The 17,725-nt window shown below is 69.5% G+C and carries 18 protein-coding genes; 3 read left to right on the top strand and 15 right to left on the bottom strand.

Annotated elements, in window-relative coordinates; translation table 11 throughout:
- Positions 1–6: 6 nt before the first annotated feature.
- From A37U_RS53750 to A37U_RS44275, 7 genes are all read right to left on the bottom strand, one after another.
- The gene (locus A37U_RS53750; protein ID WP_240437612.1) at positions 7–840 is read right to left on the bottom strand and encodes an Rv0361 family membrane protein; all 834 of its coding nucleotides are present in this window, start codon (positions 838–840) and stop codon (positions 7–9) included.
- A gap of 117 nt (positions 841–957) precedes the next feature.
- On the bottom strand, positions 958–1,116 hold the full coding sequence (locus A37U_RS52625; RefSeq protein ID WP_020498293.1) for a hypothetical protein: 159 nt from the start codon (positions 1,114–1,116) through the stop codon (positions 958–960).
- Positions 1,117–1,134: 18 nt separating this feature from the next.
- Complete coding sequence (hisB, locus tag A37U_RS0119205) at positions 1,135–1,740, bottom strand: imidazoleglycerol-phosphate dehydratase HisB (protein WP_020498294.1); 606 nt, start codon at positions 1,738–1,740, stop codon at positions 1,135–1,137.
- A complete protein-coding gene (locus tag A37U_RS0119210) occupies positions 1,737–2,846 on the bottom strand; it encodes a histidinol-phosphate transaminase (RefSeq protein ID WP_020498295.1) in 1,110 nt (369 codons plus the stop codon). The genes hisB and A37U_RS0119210 overlap by 4 nt, the downstream gene beginning before the upstream one ends.
- Positions 2,846–4,159: a histidinol dehydrogenase gene (hisD, locus tag A37U_RS0119215; protein WP_020498296.1), complete on the bottom strand. Its 1,314-nt coding sequence runs from the start codon at positions 4,157–4,159 to the stop codon at positions 2,846–2,848. Before hisD ends, A37U_RS0119210 begins: the two co-directional genes overlap by 1 nt.
- A gap of 56 nt (positions 4,160–4,215) precedes the next feature.
- Entirely contained in the window at positions 4,216–5,385 is a 1,170-nt protein-coding gene (locus tag A37U_RS0119220) for an aminotransferase class V-fold PLP-dependent enzyme (protein ID WP_026197374.1), read from the bottom strand.
- Positions 5,382–6,854 (bottom strand): ABC transporter substrate-binding protein, encoded by a 1,473-nt coding sequence (locus A37U_RS44275; RefSeq protein ID WP_157182894.1) that lies wholly within the window; start codon positions 6,852–6,854, stop codon positions 5,382–5,384. Before A37U_RS44275 ends, A37U_RS0119220 begins: the two co-directional genes overlap by 4 nt.
- Positions 6,855–6,919: 65 nt before the next feature.
- Here A37U_RS44275 and A37U_RS0119230 point away from each other — a divergent pair, with 65 nt between their 5' ends.
- Together A37U_RS0119230 and A37U_RS0119235 are read left to right on the top strand one after the other, a co-directional pair.
- Entirely contained in the window at positions 6,920–7,381 is a 462-nt protein-coding gene (locus tag A37U_RS0119230; protein ID WP_020498299.1) for a hypothetical protein, read from the top strand.
- 37 nt (positions 7,382–7,418) lie between these two features.
- Positions 7,419–9,737: a helicase-associated domain-containing protein gene (locus A37U_RS0119235; RefSeq protein ID WP_020498300.1), complete on the top strand. Its 2,319-nt coding sequence runs from the start codon at positions 7,419–7,421 to the stop codon at positions 9,735–9,737.
- A 27-nt stretch (positions 9,738–9,764) separates the two neighbouring features.
- Here the strand turns inward: A37U_RS0119235 and nadC are convergent, their stop codons facing one another.
- From nadC to nadA, 3 genes are read right to left on the bottom strand one after another with little or no spacing between them, the layout of a single operon-like run.
- Positions 9,765–10,601, bottom strand: coding sequence for a carboxylating nicotinate-nucleotide diphosphorylase (nadC, locus tag A37U_RS0119240; RefSeq protein ID WP_020498301.1), 837 nt, complete (start codon positions 10,599–10,601; stop codon positions 9,765–9,767).
- Positions 10,598–12,208, bottom strand: a complete 1,611-nt coding sequence (locus tag A37U_RS0119245; RefSeq protein WP_020498302.1) for an L-aspartate oxidase — start codon at positions 12,206–12,208, stop codon at positions 10,598–10,600. Before A37U_RS0119245 ends, nadC begins: the two co-directional genes overlap by 4 nt.
- Positions 12,205–13,197, bottom strand: coding sequence for a quinolinate synthase NadA (gene nadA, locus A37U_RS0119250; protein WP_020498303.1), 993 nt, complete (start codon positions 13,195–13,197; stop codon positions 12,205–12,207). The genes A37U_RS0119245 and nadA overlap by 4 nt, the downstream gene beginning before the upstream one ends.
- Positions 13,198–13,232: 35 nt before the next feature.
- Here nadA and A37U_RS0119255 point away from each other — a divergent pair, with 35 nt between their 5' ends.
- Entirely contained in the window at positions 13,233–13,934 is a 702-nt protein-coding gene (locus tag A37U_RS0119255; RefSeq protein WP_020498304.1) for an NUDIX hydrolase, read from the top strand.
- 29 nt (positions 13,935–13,963) lie between these two features.
- Here A37U_RS0119255 and A37U_RS0119260 read toward each other — a convergent pair whose 3' ends face one another.
- From A37U_RS0119260 to A37U_RS0119280, 5 genes are all read right to left on the bottom strand, one after another.
- On the bottom strand, positions 13,964–14,551 hold the full coding sequence (locus A37U_RS0119260) for a DUF2567 domain-containing protein (protein ID WP_020498305.1): 588 nt from the start codon (positions 14,549–14,551) through the stop codon (positions 13,964–13,966).
- Positions 14,552–14,697: 146 nt separating this feature from the next.
- Positions 14,698–15,420, bottom strand: coding sequence for a dethiobiotin synthase (bioD, locus tag A37U_RS52630; protein WP_026197375.1), 723 nt, complete (start codon positions 15,418–15,420; stop codon positions 14,698–14,700).
- Positions 15,421–15,446: 26 nt separating this feature from the next.
- Positions 15,447–16,655 (bottom strand): cytochrome P450 family protein, encoded by a 1,209-nt coding sequence (locus A37U_RS52635; protein ID WP_020498307.1) that lies wholly within the window; start codon positions 16,653–16,655, stop codon positions 15,447–15,449.
- A gap of 101 nt (positions 16,656–16,756) precedes the next feature.
- Positions 16,757–17,008 carry a hypothetical protein gene (locus tag A37U_RS0119275; protein WP_157182895.1) on the bottom strand — a complete coding sequence of 84 codons (252 nt, stop codon included), beginning with the start codon at positions 17,006–17,008 and terminating at the stop codon, positions 16,757–16,759.
- A gap of 148 nt (positions 17,009–17,156) precedes the next feature.
- Complete coding sequence (locus A37U_RS0119280) at positions 17,157–17,699, bottom strand: YceI family protein (RefSeq protein WP_020498309.1); 543 nt, start codon at positions 17,697–17,699, stop codon at positions 17,157–17,159.
- Positions 17,700–17,725: the final 26 nt, after the last annotated feature.

The following is a 17,725-nucleotide window of genomic DNA, read 5'->3' on the forward strand; positions in this document are numbered from 1 at the left end:
GGTGACTCAGTATCCACCGTCGGACGAGTCGGAACCTCCCCCGTACGAGGGCGAAGAGCCGTACGAGCTGCCCGAGCTGCCTCCGCTAGGCTTAGCGTCTTTTATTCCAGTGACGCACCAACCATCGGCCCCATTCTGGGCTTCGATCGTCCCCGCAGCGTCCTGATCCATCTTCTGGCCCATCACGGTACCGGTGATCTTGGCCTTTATCGGGGCAGTCGCTTTGTCACCCTCTTCCTTGACATCGCCGGTCAGGCTGACCTCGACCTTGATGTCCTGGCTGTACTTCTTCATCCGCTCGACGCCCTTGGCGAAATCTTGGTCACTGACCTGCTTGCAGGAGAGATCACGAATCTTGTTGGCGTCCTTGCTACTCATCGCACTGACGTAGTCCTTGATGACTCCGGAGGCGCCACCGCCACCGAGGGTGAACACCAGGACGAGTACGACCGCGATCACCACGACCCCGCCCCCGGCGATACCGAGGATCAGGCCGGTCTTCTTCTTGGGCGCGGGGCCGCCCGGGCCGCCGAAGCCCGGCTGCTGGTCGAACTGCTGCTGGCCATACGGCTGCTGCTGGCCGTACGGAGGCTGCTGGCCATAGGGCTGGCCGGGCTGCTGCGGGTAACCCTGCGGCGGGTACCCAGGTTGCTGACCACCTGGTTGTTGACCGAAGCCACCACTCGGCGGCCCCGGCTGCTGCGGTCCGGGCTGTTGACCGCCTGGTTGCTGGCCGAATCCGCCCCCTTGCGGGTACTGGCCTCCATAGCCGGGACCCTGCGGTCCCTGTGGGCCGTGCGGCCCCTGCGGACCTTGTGGTCCCTGTGGCGGATATGTCACGGTTACCCCTCGTATCTGGTTTGGTATCGAACTACGGGAACGATACTTCGTGCCCTCTTTCGTCCGCACCTCGAGTTGCACGATTCGCAGGACCCGACCACCCAGAGTGACCGTGGATCAGGTCGAGAGATACCAGACCACGCCGCCCGCGATGGCCAGCAGGGCGAGCAGTAGCAGGATGATCGCGAAGAACTTCGCGGTCTTCCACACGGAGATGACCCCGCCGATGAGGAATCCGCCGAGCGCGAGCAGCAGGATCCACAGCCACTCTCCCATTTACAGCACTCCATCCATCTAGAGCACTCCCTTGGTCGACGGAATCCCGCCGGCCCGCTCATCGGATTCCACGGCGGACCGCAGTGCCCGCGCCACCGCCTTGAACTGTGCCTCGGTGATGTGGTGCGGATCGCGGCCATAGAGCACCCGGACGTGCAGCGCGATTCCGGCGTGGAAGGCGAGCGAATCGAACACGTGCCGGTTGAGCACGGTCGGGTAATGCCCGCCGACGACGAAACCCTCCAGCAGCTCGGGTTCGCCGCTGTGCACGCAGTAGGGCCGCCCCGAGACGTCCACAACGGCCTGGGCGAGCGTCTCGTCCATGGGGATGAAGGAGTCCCCGAACCGGCGAATCCCCGCCTTGTCCCCGAGCGCTTCGCGCAGTGCTTGGCCGAGCACGATCGCGGCGTCCTCGACGGTGTGGTGCGCGTCGATGTGTGTGTCTCCGGTAGCGTGCACGCTCAGGTCGAAGGCACCGTGCACGCCGAAGGAATGCAGCATGTGGTCGTAGAACGGGACTCCGGTGTCCACCTCGACCTTCGGCGGAACCGAGCCGTCGAGGCCGAGTTCGACCACGATGCTCGATTCCTTCGTGGTGCGCTCGATACGCGCAACGCGATTCATGGCTCAACCACCCCGTTTTTCGTGACCTGAAGGAAGGTGTCGTTCTCCTCGCGGGTGCCGAGGGTGACCCGCAGCCGCCCGGGAATGCCGACATCCCGGATCAGCACTCCGGCATCCACATAGGACTGCCAGACCCGCTGCGCGTCCTCGAACGGCCCGAACAGGAAGAAGTTCGCATCGCTGGGCACGACGTCGAAACCCATGTCCCGCAAGGCATCCGTGACCCGGTCGCGTTCCGCGGCGAGGGTCGCCACCCCGGCGAGAGTGGCGTCCGCGTGCCGCAGTGCCGCGCGCGCGGCCGCCTGGGTGAGCGTCGCGAGGTGATACGGCAACCGCACCAGCGCGAGGGCGTCCACCACGGCCGGAGCGGCGGCGAGATAACCGAGCCGCCCACCGGCGAAGGCGAACGCCTTGCTCATCGTGCGCGAGACGATCAGTTTCCCGGGATATTCGGCGATCAACCGGGCGGCGCTCGGCTGATCGGAGAATTCCGCGTAGGCCTCGTCGACCACGAGCAGTCCCGGTGCCGCCTCGGCGATCCGGGCGATGTCCTCGATCGGGACCGCCTGCCCGGTCGGATTGTTCGGGCTCGTCACGAACACCACATCGGGCGTGTGCTCGGTGATCAGCCGCGCGGCCTGCGCCGCGTCCAGCGAGAAGTCCGCGCGACGCGGGGCGGGCAGCCATTCGGTCCTGGTGCCCGCCGAGATGATCGGGTGCATCGAGTAGGAGGGCTCGAACCCGAGCGCGGTCCGACCGGGGCCACCGAAGGCCTGCAGCAGCTGTTGCAGGATCTCGTTGGATCCGTTGGCCGCCCACAGGTTCTCCGCGCCGAGTTCGACCCCGGTCACCCGGCTCAGGTAGGCGGCGAGATCCGTGCGCAGCGCGGCGGCCTCCCGGTCCGGGTACCGGTTGAGGGTGCGCGCGGCGCGTTCGGTCTCCGCGACGATATCCGCGACGAGTTCGGCTGGCGGTTCGAACGGGTTCTCGTTGGTGTTGAGCCGAACCGGCACATCCAGTTGCGGTGCGCCATAGGGGCTGCGCCCGCGCAGATCCGCGCGCAGCGGCAGCTCCTCGAGGCTGATCTCCCTTCCCGGCCCGGTCATCACCGCTCCTCGAACCGTGCGCTGATCGCCTGCCCGTGGGCGGGCAGGTCCTCGGCGGTGGCGAGCGTGATCACCTTGTCCGCCACGGCTTTCAGCGCCGCCTCGGAGTAGTCCACCACGTGGATCCCGCGCAGGAAGGTCTGCACGGACAGCCCACTGGAGTGCCGCGCGCAGCCACCGGTCGGGAGCACGTGGTTCGAACCCGCGCAGTAGTCGCCGAGCGAGACCGGCGCGTAGGGGCCCACGAAGATCGCGCCCGCGTTGCGCACCCGCCGGGCGACCGCGCTCGCGTTCTCGGTCTGGATTTCCAGGTGCTCGGCGGCGTACGCGTCGACGACCGCGATCCCGTCCTCGATCCGGGAGACGAGCACCGTGCCGGACTGCTTACCGCGCAGGGCTTCGGTGATCCGCTCGGTGTGCTTGGCGTTCGCCACCCGGCGTTCGAGTTCGGCGTCCACGGCATCGGCCAGCTCGTCCGAATCGGTGACCAGCACGCTGGCGGCGAGTGTGTCGTGTTCGGCCTGGCTGATCAGGTCCGCGGCGACGTGCACCGGATCGGCGCTCGCATCGGCGAGGATGGCGATCTCGGTCGGGCCGTTCTCCGCGTCGATGCCGATCAGGCCGCGCAGCAGCCGCTTGGCCGCGGTCATGTAGATATTGCCCGGGCCGGTGATCATGTCCACGCCCTCGAGCGCCGCACCCTCGGTGTCGGTACCCCCGTAGGCGAGCAGTGCCATCGCCTGCGCCCCGCCGACCGCCCAGACCTCGTCCACGCCGAGCAGTTCGGCGGCGGCGAGCACGGTCGGGTGCGGGTACCCACCGGACTGCGGCGGCGAGCAGACCACGAGCGATTCCACGCCCGCTGCCTGTGCCGGGACCACGTTCATCACCACGGTGGACGGGTACACGGCCAGCCCGCCGGGTGCATAGAGCCCGACCCGGCGCACCGGAACCCAGCGTTCGGTGACCGTGCCCCCCTCGGCGAGCGTGGTCGTGGTGTCGGTGCGGCGCTGATCGGCGTGCACCGCCCGGGCCCTGGTGATCGTCTCCTCGAGTGCCGCGCGCACCTCGGCATCCAGCCCGGCCAGGGCCTCGGCGCAGGCCGCGCGGGGCACCCGTACGGTGTCCGGGCGCACCTTGTCGAACTGCTCGGAGTAATCGAGTACGGCGTCCACTCCGCGCTCGCGCACCGCATCCACGATCGGCCGCACCCGATGCAGCACGGCGTCCACGTCCACCTCGGCGCGCGGCAGCATGCCGCGCAGCACGGACGGTGGCGGCGCCTGGGGCCGCAGATCGGTGCGGGTCAGCATCGGATACTCCTCGATGACGGCGATGACTCAAGGGTACGGGCGGTGCCGCACCCGGCTCAGGCCAGGGCGGCGACCGCGTGCACCAGAGCGTCCAGCTCGGCCTCGGTGGTGAAGTAGTGCGGCGAGGCCCGCACGCAGCCGTCGAGGCCGCGGGCGCGCCAGTCGAGCAGCCCGTCCGGCATCGCGCCGCCGCTGACCACGATCCCCTTCTGCCACAGGGCTTCGCGTACCGCGCCCACCGGCGTCCCGGCGACCGCGAAGGTGACGATCCCGCCCTGTTCCCGACCGGGATCGAGCACCTGCACACCGGGCAGCTCGCCGAGCGCGGTGCGCAGGCGGGTGCCCTTGGCCAGCACCGCATCCCCGATCGGCCCGAGGCCGAGCTCGAGCGCGTAACGGGCGGCCCGGATCAACCCGAGCCGGGCCGCGACGCCGTACTCGAACAACTCGTACTGCGCACCCGGTCCGGAGTGGATGTGATAGCTGTCCGGGCCGTCCAGGCTGGCCGCGCTGTCCATGATCAGCCGCGGCCACAGCCGTTCGTCCCGGCGCACCGCGAGGAAACCGGTGCCCCGCGGCCCGCGCAGCCATTTGCGCCCGGTCCCGGTGATCATGTTCACGCCGAGTTCCCCCATGCGCACCGGGAACTGGCCGATCGACTGGCAGGCGTCGAGCAGCACGAAGGCGCCCACCTCGTGCGCGGCCGCGGTGATCGCCGCCACCGGGCTGATGAGGCCGGAGTTGGTCGGCACATGGGTCACCGAGACAAGCTTCACCCGCTCGTCGAGCATCGCGCGGGTCGCCTCGACGTCGACCTGCCCGGTCTCGTCGGAGGGCATCTGCTCCACGGTGAACCCGGCGCGCTCGGCAAGGCGCAGCAGCGCGATGACATAGCTGCCGTATTCGACCTGGCTGATCAGCACCCGATCCCCCGGACCGAGCGGGATCGCGTCCAGCAGCGCGAGCCAGGACCGCGAGGCGCTCTCGGTGAACGCGATCTCCTCGGGTGCGCAGTCGAGCAGTTCGGCGAACACCGGGTACCCGGCCCGGAGCTCGGCCTCCCGTTGCGCGGCCGCCCGGTATCCGCCGATGCTCGCCTCCAGCCGCAGGTGCGCGAACATCTCCTCGAGCACCGGGGTAGGCGGCACCGAGGACCCGGCGCTGTCCAGGAAAATCCGTTCGTTCAGGGCAGGGGTATCGGCACGTACCGCGGACAGATCGATCATGTCGTCCACTCTGGCAAATTCCAGTACAACCCCCAAGTGAATTGCGGACGCACCGGATCGAGCACCGGCTGATAGCCGCGCAACCGGTCCGCGACGAGATAGGTGTGCGCCATCCGGGCCAGCACCACCAGATCGGGTTTGGCGAAATAGGCCCGATCGGCCGCCCGGTAGGCGATCGCGCGCTGAGCGGGATCGGTCTGCGCCTGCGCGGTCGCGTCCGGGATCCCCGGGGCGAACGGGTCCCCGCGGGCCACCAGGGCGGCCTCGCCCTCGGCCGGTTCACCGCTCGCCGGGTCGACCTGGATGCCGACCGTGCGCATGTCCTTGGCGAAGCCCTCCGCCAAGGTCTTCGCTTCCGGGTCCCCGTCCGGATAGCGCAGCGTGAACCGCGCCTGGGTGCCGTGTTTCGCGCGCACCGCACCGGGTTTCGCGGTCCAGCCTGCCTGCTGCAAGCTCTGTTCGGCCTTGCCCTTGGCGTACTCGTAGTGCGCGCTCGGGTCCTGGTATTCGGGCTGAGCGGAAGTGAATGGGGTGGACGCGGGTTCACCGACACCGCCGAGGGCATCGCGCACGAGCGCGGACCGGTCCAGCGCACGGTTCATCGCCTCCCGCACGCTCTGGTCCCCGGTGACCGGGTTGTCCTCGGGCAGGGTGACCGCGCGGTATTCGGCGCTCAGCGATTCGACCGCGCTCGTCCCGTCCACCGGGGACTGGCGGTTGCTGTTCGTCACCCGCGCGGCATCGGCCTTGTGCTCGCGCAGATCGGCGAGCCGGGCCCGCTCATCGGGCTGGAACCGCACGGTGATCTTGTCCAGTTTCGGTTTGTCGTCCCAGTAGTCCGCCCGCGCCCGCATGGTCAGGGACCGCCCGCGCTGCCAGTCCACCGCGGTGAACGGGCCGGCGCCGACCGGCCGGGTGCTGATCGGCAGCCGCTCGGCCGGTTCGCGCTCGCGCAGCGCCGCGGCGGGCACGATGCCGAGGGTGAGCAACCGGTCGAATCCCGGTTCCCGGTGCGCGAGGGTGAACCGCACCGCACCGTCCCCGGTCTCGTCCACCGCGCGCAGGTTGGCATAGCGGGCACGAAGCGGGGAACGGTAGACCGGATCGAGCACCGCGCGGTAGGTGGCGACCACATCGGCCGGGCGCAACGGGCTGCTGTCGGAGAACCGCACCCCCTTCCGGATCGGCACCGTCAGCTGCGTCCCGGTCGCGTCCGGTTCGGGCAGCGCGGTGGCAAGTGCCGGTTCGGCGCGCCCGTCCACACGATGTTCGAGCAGCCCGTCGTAGAACTGCGCCGCTCCGTCCGGGGCGTATCCGGCGACCGGGTTCAGCGTCGCGGGCTCACTGGCCACGTCGATGGTCGCGGTCCGCATCGGCGGTCTGGGCTGTGGCTGCGGCGCGGTGCCGGTGCACGCGGACAGCGCGAGCAGGCACAGCACGAGCAGGGTCGGATACATCGCGCGCGGCACGGCTGTCACAGTATCGGTTACCGTCCCGCGGAGACCGAGACCCGTTCGAGGAAGGCGGCGAGACCGTGACCCAGGCGCGCACCCCGGAGCCGGAGGCACCGGCGCGCAGGCGGCTCCGGCCCCGTACGAAGTGGCTGACCATGATCGTCATCGTGCTCATGCTCGCTTGGATCGGATACCTGGTCGTGGGTATCGCCACCAACGACACGATCCGCAGCGCGACCTCGGTGCCCCAGCTCGCCTCGATGGTGCAGCAGAACCTGCGTGCGCACAACGGCAAGGAACTGCAGACGCACTTCGCCGCGAACACGATCAGCATGGACTACGGCAGCACCTTCGTGGACAAGCTGGAGGACAACGGGTACACCGACATCCAGGTTCGCCCGGGTGCCGGGTTCATCGAGGTCACCGCTTCCGGAGCGGACGACTCGAAGCTGTGCACCGCCTGGGACGCGGATCAGTCCGAGGACGGCACCTACCTGCTCGACCCGACCCCCTCGGTCAATCCGGCGGCCTGCCGGCGTTGACAGGTCCCAGCAGCGCCGATCGGGCAGAATACGGAACATGGAGAACGGTTCGTTCGCCGGTTACCTGGCAGGTCTGGACGAGACCAAGCTGATCCAGTTGCTGCGGATGCGCGCGGACGTGCGGGTCGAGCCAGTCCCGACAAGCTTTACCCAGCTTGCCGAGCGGTTGGCCGGAGCGGATTCGTTGAGTTTCGGGCTCCGCGAGGTGAACCGCGACTGTGTCGTGGTCGGTCAGGCCATCGCCGCTCTCGGCGCCTCGGCCGGGATACCGGAGATGGCGCGCTTGCTGGGGATTCCCGAACCCGGGCTGCGGGATCCCGTAGCCGATCTGTGTGGTCGCGGGTTGGCCTGGACGGACTCGGATACGGTTCGCCTGCCGGACCGGCTGGCGGCGCACTGGTCCGCCGAACTCGGCGGTGGCCGGCCGATCGCGAGGGTCGCGCGCGATGTACTGGTCGATGACTTGCGCGCGGCGGCCGAGGCACTGGGGGCCGACGTGACCGGGCTCCGCAAACCGGAACTGACCGTGCGGCTGGAGCAAACACTGGCGGATGTTCCGGCGGTCGCGCAGATCGTGGCGAAGCTGCCCAGTGCGGCACGTGACCAGCTCGACGAGCTGCGGTGTGATGCCGGTGCGGGGCATGTGTATTACGGCGCTCCCCGCACCAGCCCGAATCGCCAACTGGCCGCCTCCGGGCTGATACTGCGGGTCGGCAGCCGTTGGGAACTGCCCCGGGAAGTCGGACTCGCGGCGTGGTTGGCCGAGCTGGAGGAACCACTGATCGGTCCGCCGGACATCCCGGCGGCCGAACCAGCTCCCGCGCAAGTGCTCACCACCGCGCAGGCGGCTGTTCAGGACCTGGTGGGTGCGGTGACCGCCGTGCTGGATGAGGCGGGCTCGACTCCGATCAGCGCGCTGAAGAAGGGCGGTGTCGGTTCGCGGGAACGGTCTCGGCTGGCTGCCCGGCTCGCGTTGCCCGCCGAGGTCGTGCCCCTGGCGATCGATCTCGCGTCTGCCGCGAGCCTGCTCGGGCCGGTGAGCGGTGGTTATGCGCCCACCGATAGTTACCCGCACTGGCGCCAGGCCGAGCCCGGCCACCAGTGGGCGGCACTCGTCACTGCATGGTTCGCACTGGAGCACGCACCTACCAGCCGGGACATCCAGGATGACAAGGAATTGCCGCCGCCCCTGCCGCTTGTCTCCGATGCGGGAATGATCCGGCGCGCGTTGCTGCGCGCCGCACGTGGCGGCCGTGCGGTGACTGCGGCAAGCGAGCACATCGACTGGTTCTGCCCACTGCACGCTTACGAACCCGGACAACTCCGCGAGAAACTGGCCGCCGCAGTGCGCGAAGGCCGGCGGCTGGGGCTGCTGGCCGCTGATGTGCTGAGCGATCACGGCGAGCACTTGATATCCGCGCACGACGAGGACGACGGCGACACGGTGTCGGAACTGGCCGAACGGGTGGCTCCGTTGTTTCCGGACGCACGGTGCGCGGTCGTCCTGCAATCGGACCTGACGGCGGTGGTATCCGGGCAGCCGGGTCCCGCGGCAGCACGGCTGCTTGCTGCCTCGGCGGTCTGCGAAACTCGTGGGACCGCGAGTGTCTGGCGCTTCTCACCGGAGAGTATCCGGGATGCCCTCGACGCTGGGTGGACCTCCGAGGGTCTGCTGGCCGAACTCGCCGCGCTGTCCGACCGGGCGCTGCCGCAGCCACTGGAGTACCTCATCACCGACGTGGACCGGCGACATGGCCAGGTCCGGGTACGTGGCATGCGTTCCTGCGTCCTGGCCGACGCAGGAACCGTGGCCGAAATACTGCACACCCGCGAGCTGGCCGGACTCCAGCTCGCCCAGCTCGCATCCACGGTGCTGTCCAGCCCACTCGACCCGGACGAGGTTCTGACCAAGCTGCGCTCCGCAGGGTTCGCCCCGGTCGCCGAGGACGCTCAAGGTGCCGTCATCGTTGAGCACCGTCACCAACACCGAGCCCGCACGAAGACCGAGACCACACCGAGGGCCACCCGTACTCGGCTGTGCGCAGGGGATCTCGCGGGAAGACTGCTCGCGGACCCGAATGGCGAGACCACTGCCGAAACCGAAGTTTCGGACACCTTCGAACGCCTGACCACGCTGCGCACCAGTCTCACCGAAGCCGAACTCGTCCTGCTCGCCGACGCGCTCGAGCACCAGCGTGACGTACTGATCAGCTACCGGGACAAGAACGGCAGCTGGACGCACCGCGACATCCGCCCCCGCGAGCTCTACGGCCGGTGGCTGGTGTCCTGGTGCCATCTCCGCAACGGAGAACGCGAGTTCACCGTTGCCAACATCGAATCCGTCGCCCCGGCATGAACCCACCCGGCGGCCTTTCGCGGTCAGTCAGTGCGTATCCAGATCCAGGGCGATGTCCAGGGCCGGGGAGGAATGGGTGAGCGCCCCGACCGCGAGGTAGTCCACCCCGGATCGCGCGTACTCCGCGGCCACCTCGATGCTCAGCCCGCCGGATGCCTCGAGCAGCGCACCGGATCCGTGCTCGTCCCTGCGGCGCACCGCGAGCGCACAGTCGGCGGCACTGAAGTTGTCCAGCAGGATCTCGCTCGCCCCCGCGGCCAGTGCCTCCTCGAACTGAGCGAGGTCGTCCACCTCGACCTCGCAAGGCAACTCGGGGGCGTGCAGCCGGGTGGCCTTGATCGCCGCGGTCACCGAACCGGCCGCGACCACATGGTTGTCCTTGACGAGCACGGCGTCCCCGAGCCCGAAGCGGTGGTTCACCCCGCCGCCGCAGCGCACCGCGTACTTCTGCGCGGCACGCAGCCCGGGCAGCGTCTTGCGGGTGTCCCGGATCCGGCAGTCGGTGCCCTCGGCCTCGGCGACCCAGCGCGCGGTGTGGCCGGCGATCCCGGACAGGTGGGTAAGGAAGTTCAGCGCGGTGCGTTCGGCGGTGAGCATGGCTCGCACCGGGGCGCGCACGACGAACACCTCGCTGCCGGGGCGCAGCCTGCTGCCGTCCTCGATCCGGTCCAGCACCTCGATCTCACCGGCCACCTCGGTCAGCGCCCGCTCGGCGAAGTCCACCCCGGCGAGCACCCCTTCGGCGCGCGCGGTGAATCGCCCGATACCGACGAGGTCCGCCCCGATCGTCGCCGCGGATGTGGCATCCGGGCCGTAGCGCAGGTCCTCGGCGAGCGCGTTCGCGACGAGTTCGGTGATGTTCATGCGGCCAACCGTGCCCTTTCCTTGCCGATCACCAGCGGTCGCCCGGAAACGTCCAGACAGACGAACGCACTGTGCCCGAAGCGCGCATCGTCGCGTTCCGGGAAATCCACCCGCACATGGGCGCCGCGGGATTCCTCGCGGTGCAGCGCGGAGAACGCGAGAGCCTTGGCGGTCAACGTCATCGCGGCCCGCTCGACACCCTCGCGTGTCCATAGTGGACGGACGGTGGCCATCGCGGTGAGCTCCTCGATGGCGGTCCGCATCCCCTCCGCGTCCCTGCCGATGCCCAGCCGCCCGCTCAGTACCGGACGCAGCCGCTTCGCCGGTGCCATCGGTTCCGCGGGAAGGGAAGGGTCCTCGAGCCTGCCCGGTTCCGGTGCCGCGCCGAGATCGGCCCGCACCGCTTCGGCCACCCGTCCCCCGGTGACAAGTCCCTCCAGCACGCTGTTGGAGGCCAGCCGGTTCGCCCCGTGCAACCCGGTGCGCGCGACCTCGCCGATCGCGTACAACCCGGGGACCGTGGTGCGCCCGTCCACGCTCGCGACGACCCCGCCGCAGGAGAAGTGCGCGGCCGGGGCGACCGGAATGGGGTCGCGCGCCGGATCGATGCCTGCCCGCGTGCAGGCCGCGTGCACCGTGGGAAACCGCGCGGCGAATCCGCCCCGGGCCACCGAGCTCGCGTCCAGGTACACGTGCTCGGCACCGGTTGCGGCCATCGACCGCGCGATCGCCGCGGAGACCACATCGCGCGGGGCCAGATCGGCGAGCTCGTGCACCCCGGCCATGATCGGACGCCCGTACTCGTCCACGAGCACCGCGCCCTCCCCGCGCACCGCCTCGGTGACCAGCGGGCGCTGACCGGTCACGTGCGCCCCGGTGTAGAGCACGGTCGGATGGAACTGCACGAACTCCAGGTCCGCCACCAGTGCCGAGGCACGCAGCGCGAGCGCGATCCCGTCCCCGGTGGCCACCGCGGGATTCGTGGTCGCCGTGTAGAGCTGGCCGAGCCCGCCGGTGGCCAGCAGCACCGCAGGCGCGCGCAGCAGTCCGGCCACACCGTTCTCGTCGAGCACCAGCAGCCCGCCGACCGCTCCGGTCGAGGTGCGCACCGCGTCCACGGCCACATGCCCGGTCAGCACCGGAACCGTGCCACCGGCCGCGGCGACCAGCGCGCGCTCTACCTCGGCCCCGGTCGCATCGCCTCCGGCGTGCACCACCCGGAACGCCCCGTGGCCGCCTTCCCTGGTGCGGGCGAGCCGGCCGTCGACGTCCTGGTCGAACACCGCACCACGATCCCGGATCCCCTGTACCGCAACGGGTCCGTCCGCGAGAATGGCAGCCGCCGCTGCTCGCTCGCACAGCCCTGCCCCGGCCGCCATGGTGTCCGCGAGATGCGCCTCGATGTCGTCTCCGGAGTCCGCCGCGTCCTGCGGGAACACCACCGCGATCCCGCCCTGGGCGAACCGGGTACTCCCCTCGGCCACCTCGTCCTTGCTCACCACGAGAACCCGGAGACCGCGCTCGTGCGCATGCAGCGCCGCGGTCAGCCCGGCGACCCCGCTGCCGACCACCACCAGGTCGGCATCCGCTTCCCAGCCGACGGTCATTCCCCACCCCCGGACTTCCCGATCCCGATCATGCGCTCCACCGCGGTCCGTGCCTGCCCGGCGATCCGCTCGGGCACCCGCACCTCGTCGGTCCCCGCGCGCAAGCAGTCGAGCACCTTCTCCGGCGTGATCATCTTCATGTACCGGCAGGAGGCTTTCTCGTTGACCGCACGGAAATCCACCTCGGGCGCGGCCTTGCGCAGCTGGTGCAGCATCCCCACCTCGGTGGCCACGAGCACCGAACGCGCACCGGTTTCCCGTGCGGCATCGAGCATTCCGCCGGTGGAGAGGATGTGCACCCGCTCCTCGGCGACCGCCCCCTCCCCGGCCAGGTACAGCGCCGAGGTCGCGCAGCCGCATTCGGGATGGATGAACAGATCGGCCTCGGGCACCCGGTCCGCGCGCGCGGCGAGCTCATCGCCGTTGATGCCCGCGTGCACATGGCACTCCCCTGCCCAGATGTGCAGATTCTCCCGCCCGGTCACCCGTTTCACGTGCGCGCCGAGGAACTGGTCCGGGCAGAACAGCACCGGCTGGTCCGCCGGGATCGAGCGCACCACGTCCACGGCGTTCGAGGAGGTACAGCAGATATCGGTCTCCGCCTTGACTTCCGCGGTCGTGTTCACATAGGACACCACGACCGCCCCGGGATGTTCCCGTTTCCATTCCCGCAGCTGTTCCGCGGTGATCGAGTCCGCGAGTGAGCAACCGGCGCGCGCATCCGGGATGAGCACCGTCTTGTCCGGGGCGAGAATCTTCGCGGTCTCGGCCATGAAGTGCACCCCGCAGAACACGATCGTGCTCGCTTCGGCCCGCGCGGCGATCCGGCTCAGCGCGAGCGAATCCCCGGTGTGGTCGGCGATGTCCTGCACCTCGGGGAGCTGATAGTTGTGCGCGAGGATGACCGCGTCCCGCTCCCGTGCGAGCTCGCGTACCTGTCGCGCCCACTTCGCGTCCGCCAACGTCGCCGTCGTCATCGGGTCCTCCATCGACCAGGCTCAGTTTTCGACTTATAATCGAAAACATGCCTTCGTATGCTACCACCGACAGCCCCGATATCGGGCACGAAGTGCTGGCCTCGGTTTTCCAGGTACGCGCCGACGAGGCGGGTGCGCTGGGCTTACACGCACTGTTGTGGCGACGGGCACGGCGTCCGGAATCCGGGAAATGGGCACTACCCGGTGGCCGGCTGTGCGCGGACGAAGACGTTGCGAACTCGATCAGCAGGCAGCTGGCGGAGAAGGTGGACGTACGCGAGTGTCAGCATCTGGAACAGCTCGCCGTGTTCAGCGCGCCGGACCGGACCGGGAGCACCCGGCTGCTCGCGACCGCGTTCCTCGGACTCGTGCCCGCGGACGCCGATCCCGAACTGCCCGAGGACACCGCGTGGCAGTCGGTGGACCGGTTGCCACCGACCGCCTTCGACCACGGTGAGATCGTGCTGCACGCACGGGATCGGTTGCGCGCCAAGCTGTCCTACACGAACATCGGGTTCGCCATCGCGCCCGCGGAATTCACCGTCGCCGGGCTGCGCGAACTCTACTCCGCCGCGCTCGGCTATCCGATCTCGGCGACCAATCTACAGCGGGTGCTCACCCGCAGGGGCCTGCTCGAACCCACCGGGACCACGAGCCCCTCGGGTGGCCGCCCCGCGGCGCAGTACCGGTTCACCCGCAGGGACATGCTGGTGACCGATCCCTCCGCGGTGTTCAAACCACCGGAGTGAGCGAGAAAGCCGTGATCAGGGCCGGGTACTCAGGAGAGCCGCCGCCCCAGATCGTGCATCCCGTTCCACACCGCGAGCACCCCGTAGGCCAGCGAGCTGCCCAGCCCCCAGCTCACGATGGGCAGGATGCCGCCCGATTCCGGGGCGCGCAGCACGAACTGGCCCGCCTTGGCCGATCCGGGTGGTGGATAGAAACCGTTCGCGAACGCGGAGCCGATGGTGAGGGTGAGCCAGCCGGCCACGAGCGCGCCGAGCACGGTGGCGATCATGATCACCGGGCCGCGCCGTTCGCGCAGCAGCCACACCGCGGCACCGAGCAGGGCGCCGATGGCGAGACCGAGCACCGCGTGCAGCGCGACCGCGTCGAAGGCGTGCAGTTCCTCGTCCGGCAGCGGAAGCGGGCCCTGCGATGCGGTGATCAGCATCCGGGTCGGCGGCGCGATCATCGCCCAGATCCAGCCTGCCGGGATCCCGGCGAGCGAGACGAAGGACAGCACGCTGATCGCGGGCAGCAGGTCTGCCTTGACGACGACTCTCGGGCGCCGGTGCCACAGCACGGCAAGCAGGGCAGCCTCGGCGTCGGGTCGGTCCGGTCGTATCGGGGTGCTCGCCTCCACGCCGTGACCCTACTAGGCACCACCCCGGGGTGGTTGCGCCGTGGCGGCCGCGACGCGCCGTCCGGTCCTTCGGCGCCACCTGGACGGACCCCGTTGCCGGATTCGGCCGGATCCGCCTCGAACGGGGTACCCGGATCGGGGATGCGCTATGGGTTGTCGGTATCGGCGCAGGCCCGAGCGGCGAAGGTGTCCGCGTCGAACTCCCCGCCGAACCACGGCGACAGACCCGAGCGCGCTCCCGCGAGGAAGGCCTCCCCACGCAGCTGGCCGAGGCCGTCCGGGAGCACCCCGAGCAGCGGGGCGCCCGCTTCCCGGGGCAGGTCTTCGAGGTTGCACCGCTCGGCGAGACCGGGATCGGCGGGCCAGGCCCCGATCACCACGCCGACACAGTGCACCCCGCGCTGCTCGAGGGCGAGCGCGGTCAGTGCCGTGTGGTTGAGTGTCCCCAGCGCGGGTGAGGCCACGATCAGCGTGGGCGCCCCGAGCGCCCAGGCCACGTCGGCGATCGTGGCCCCGGTGTCGTCGAACCGCACGAGCAGCCCGCCCGCCCCTTCGACGAGCACGAGATCGTGGTCCTCGTCGAGTTCCCGTGCCGCTGCCGCCACCTCCGGGGCGCCGACCGGTCCGATCCCGGAGCGGCGCGCGGCCACGTCCGGGGCCAGCGGATCGGGGAACCGGCGCAGCTCACGCGTCGTGATGCCCGGGGCGAGCCGCGCGATCAGCGGAATGTCGCCTTCCTCCTCCGCACACCCGGTTTGGGCAGGTTTGAGGACGGCCACCCGCCGATCGGCGGCCAGTGCCGCGATCGCCGCACAGGTGATGGTCTTGCCGACACCGGTCGAGGTACCGGTCACCACGAGCACACTCACGATGCGCGAGACTACTGCTCCCCCGGTCAGCGCAGCTTGACGGGCAGCTTCAGCAGGCCGTGGATGAGCGAGCTGTCCCGCCAGCCGAAGGTCGTGGGCTCGCCGGCCAGGGCGATGTCCGGGAACCGGGTGATCAGCTCGCGTACCGCGATCCGGCCCTCGAGCCGGGCCAGCGGAGCACCGATGCAGAAGTGGATGCCGTGCCCGAAGGCCAGATGCCCCGAGGCGTCCCTGGAGATGTCGAAGGAGTCCGGTTCCGGGTATTTCACCGGATCGGCGTTCGCATCGACCAGCGGGATGGAGATCAGCTCGTGCTTGTCGATGGTGAACCCGTCGATGGTCCACGGCCCGGTGGTGTACCGCAGCGTCGTGATGTTCACCGGCCCGTCGTAGCGCAGGAATTCCTCGACCGCGTTGGGCAGCAGCCCGTGGTCCGCGCGCAGGGCGGCGAGCTGATCCGGGTTCTGCAGCAGCGCGAGCATTCCATTGCCGATGAGGTTCACCGTGGTCTCGTGCCCGGCGATCAGCAGCAGGAACACCATCGAGATCAGTTCCGGTTCGCTGAGCCGGTCCCCGTCCTCGGCGACCGTGACGAGTTCGGAGAGCATGTCCTCCCCCGGGTCCGCCCGCTTCCGCGCGATCAGCTCGGCCAGATAGGCGGGCAGCTCCGCGCGCACCCGCGCGACATCCTCGGGGCTGCTCGTGGCCAGCGCGACGACGATGTTCGACCATTCCCGGAACCGGTCCTGCTCCCCGTCCGGAACCCCGAGCAGCTCGCAGATCACGGTGATCGGCAGCGGGAAGGCAAAGGCGTCGAGCAGATCCACCTCGTCCTTGTCCCGCATCGCATCGAGCAGTTCGGTGGTGATCTGTTCGATCCGCGGCTCCAGCCGGGAGACCGCGCGCATGGTGAACGCCCGGTTGACCAGCTTGCGCAGCCGGGTGTGGTCCGGCGGATCCGAGTTCAGCATGTGATCGCTGACGTCCTGGAGCAGGCCGACGGTCCGGTTCTCCTGCTTCTGCAGCACCTCGTGGAATCCGTCGCTGGCCTTACTCAACTCGTCGTCCGCGAGCGCCTGGCGGGCGAGTTCATAGTCGGTGATCAACCAGGCGACCATGCCGCTCGGCAGCCGCACGTGGTGAACCGTGCCTTGTTCACGCAGTTGGCGGTATACCTCGTGTGGCCGTTGGGTGTAGTCCTTCGGCAGTTCGCGCAATTCCTGACTCACGCCCACGTCGGTCTCCTCATCGCTCGGGACTGCAATTCGCAGACTGCGCACTGTCAACGCCGGGCCCCGGTGGAGAGTTTCCGCCGCGCCCGGATTTCCCTGACACACTACGGGAATTCCGGATCCGGAGTCAGTACGAGACCGATCCCGCGACCATGCCCGAGCGCGCGCCCGAGGATGGTGACAAGGACGAAAAGCCGAAATCGGTTACCGTATTTGGCGCGCAGCAACCGGCGAATCACACGCAGTTGCGGGCCGCGCACCACCTCGGCCGTCGCGGTACGCCAGGGAGCACGCGGATTTCCGGCGAAATCCGAGGCGGCGAACGCGCACCGCGGCTCGGCGAGCAGCCGGCGCACCTTCCAGGACCGTTCCCCGATTGCGATGTCGCTGTATAGGCATACCAACGTTTTCCGGATCCGGCGTACCACAGCGGGGTGATCACCGCGGTCCCGTTGCGCCGATAGGTACGCAGCGAAGAAGTTCTCGCCACGTGGATCCGAACGCTTAGCCATTCCCCGCCGATTCCGGTTCGGCGCTGACCTCGAGCAGCGCGGTCAGATACCGACCGGTCATCCCTTTCATCGCGGTGATCCCCAGTGCGTAGCGGTCCACGGTGCCCCGGGCCCGCACCAGCAGCCGCGCGTTCTCGGTGCGGCACTCCTCGATCCGCAGCTCGAGTGGCGCCGTGGTCTCCCGGACGGTGAGCGAGCCGTACAGCATCCACCCTTCCGATTCCTCGGCGATCCGGTCCGCGCCGAAGGCGATCACCGGATGCTGCGCGGCGTCCAGGTACTGCTTGCCGTGCACCACCGGATCGCGCATTCCATTGCCGGTGCGGAAACTCGTGGCGGGCACCCGCACGCGCACCGAGGAGCGGTGCACCGGATCGGCGACCTCGATGTGCCCGGTCTCGATCCCGAAGCGCCCGCGCACCGGGGCGATCCCGAACATGTGCCTGGTGTGGAACCGGATCGTGGAACGGTCCCCGTCGATGCGATAGCGGCCGGGCGGCGGTACCTCGACCGGACCGGATGTGCCAGTGGTCATACCCGGAGCATGCTCGCCCCCGCCCC

The organism is Sciscionella marina DSM 45152 (genome assembly GCF_000379465.1).
Lineage (GTDB): Bacteria > Actinomycetota > Actinomycetes > Mycobacteriales > Pseudonocardiaceae > Sciscionella > Sciscionella marina.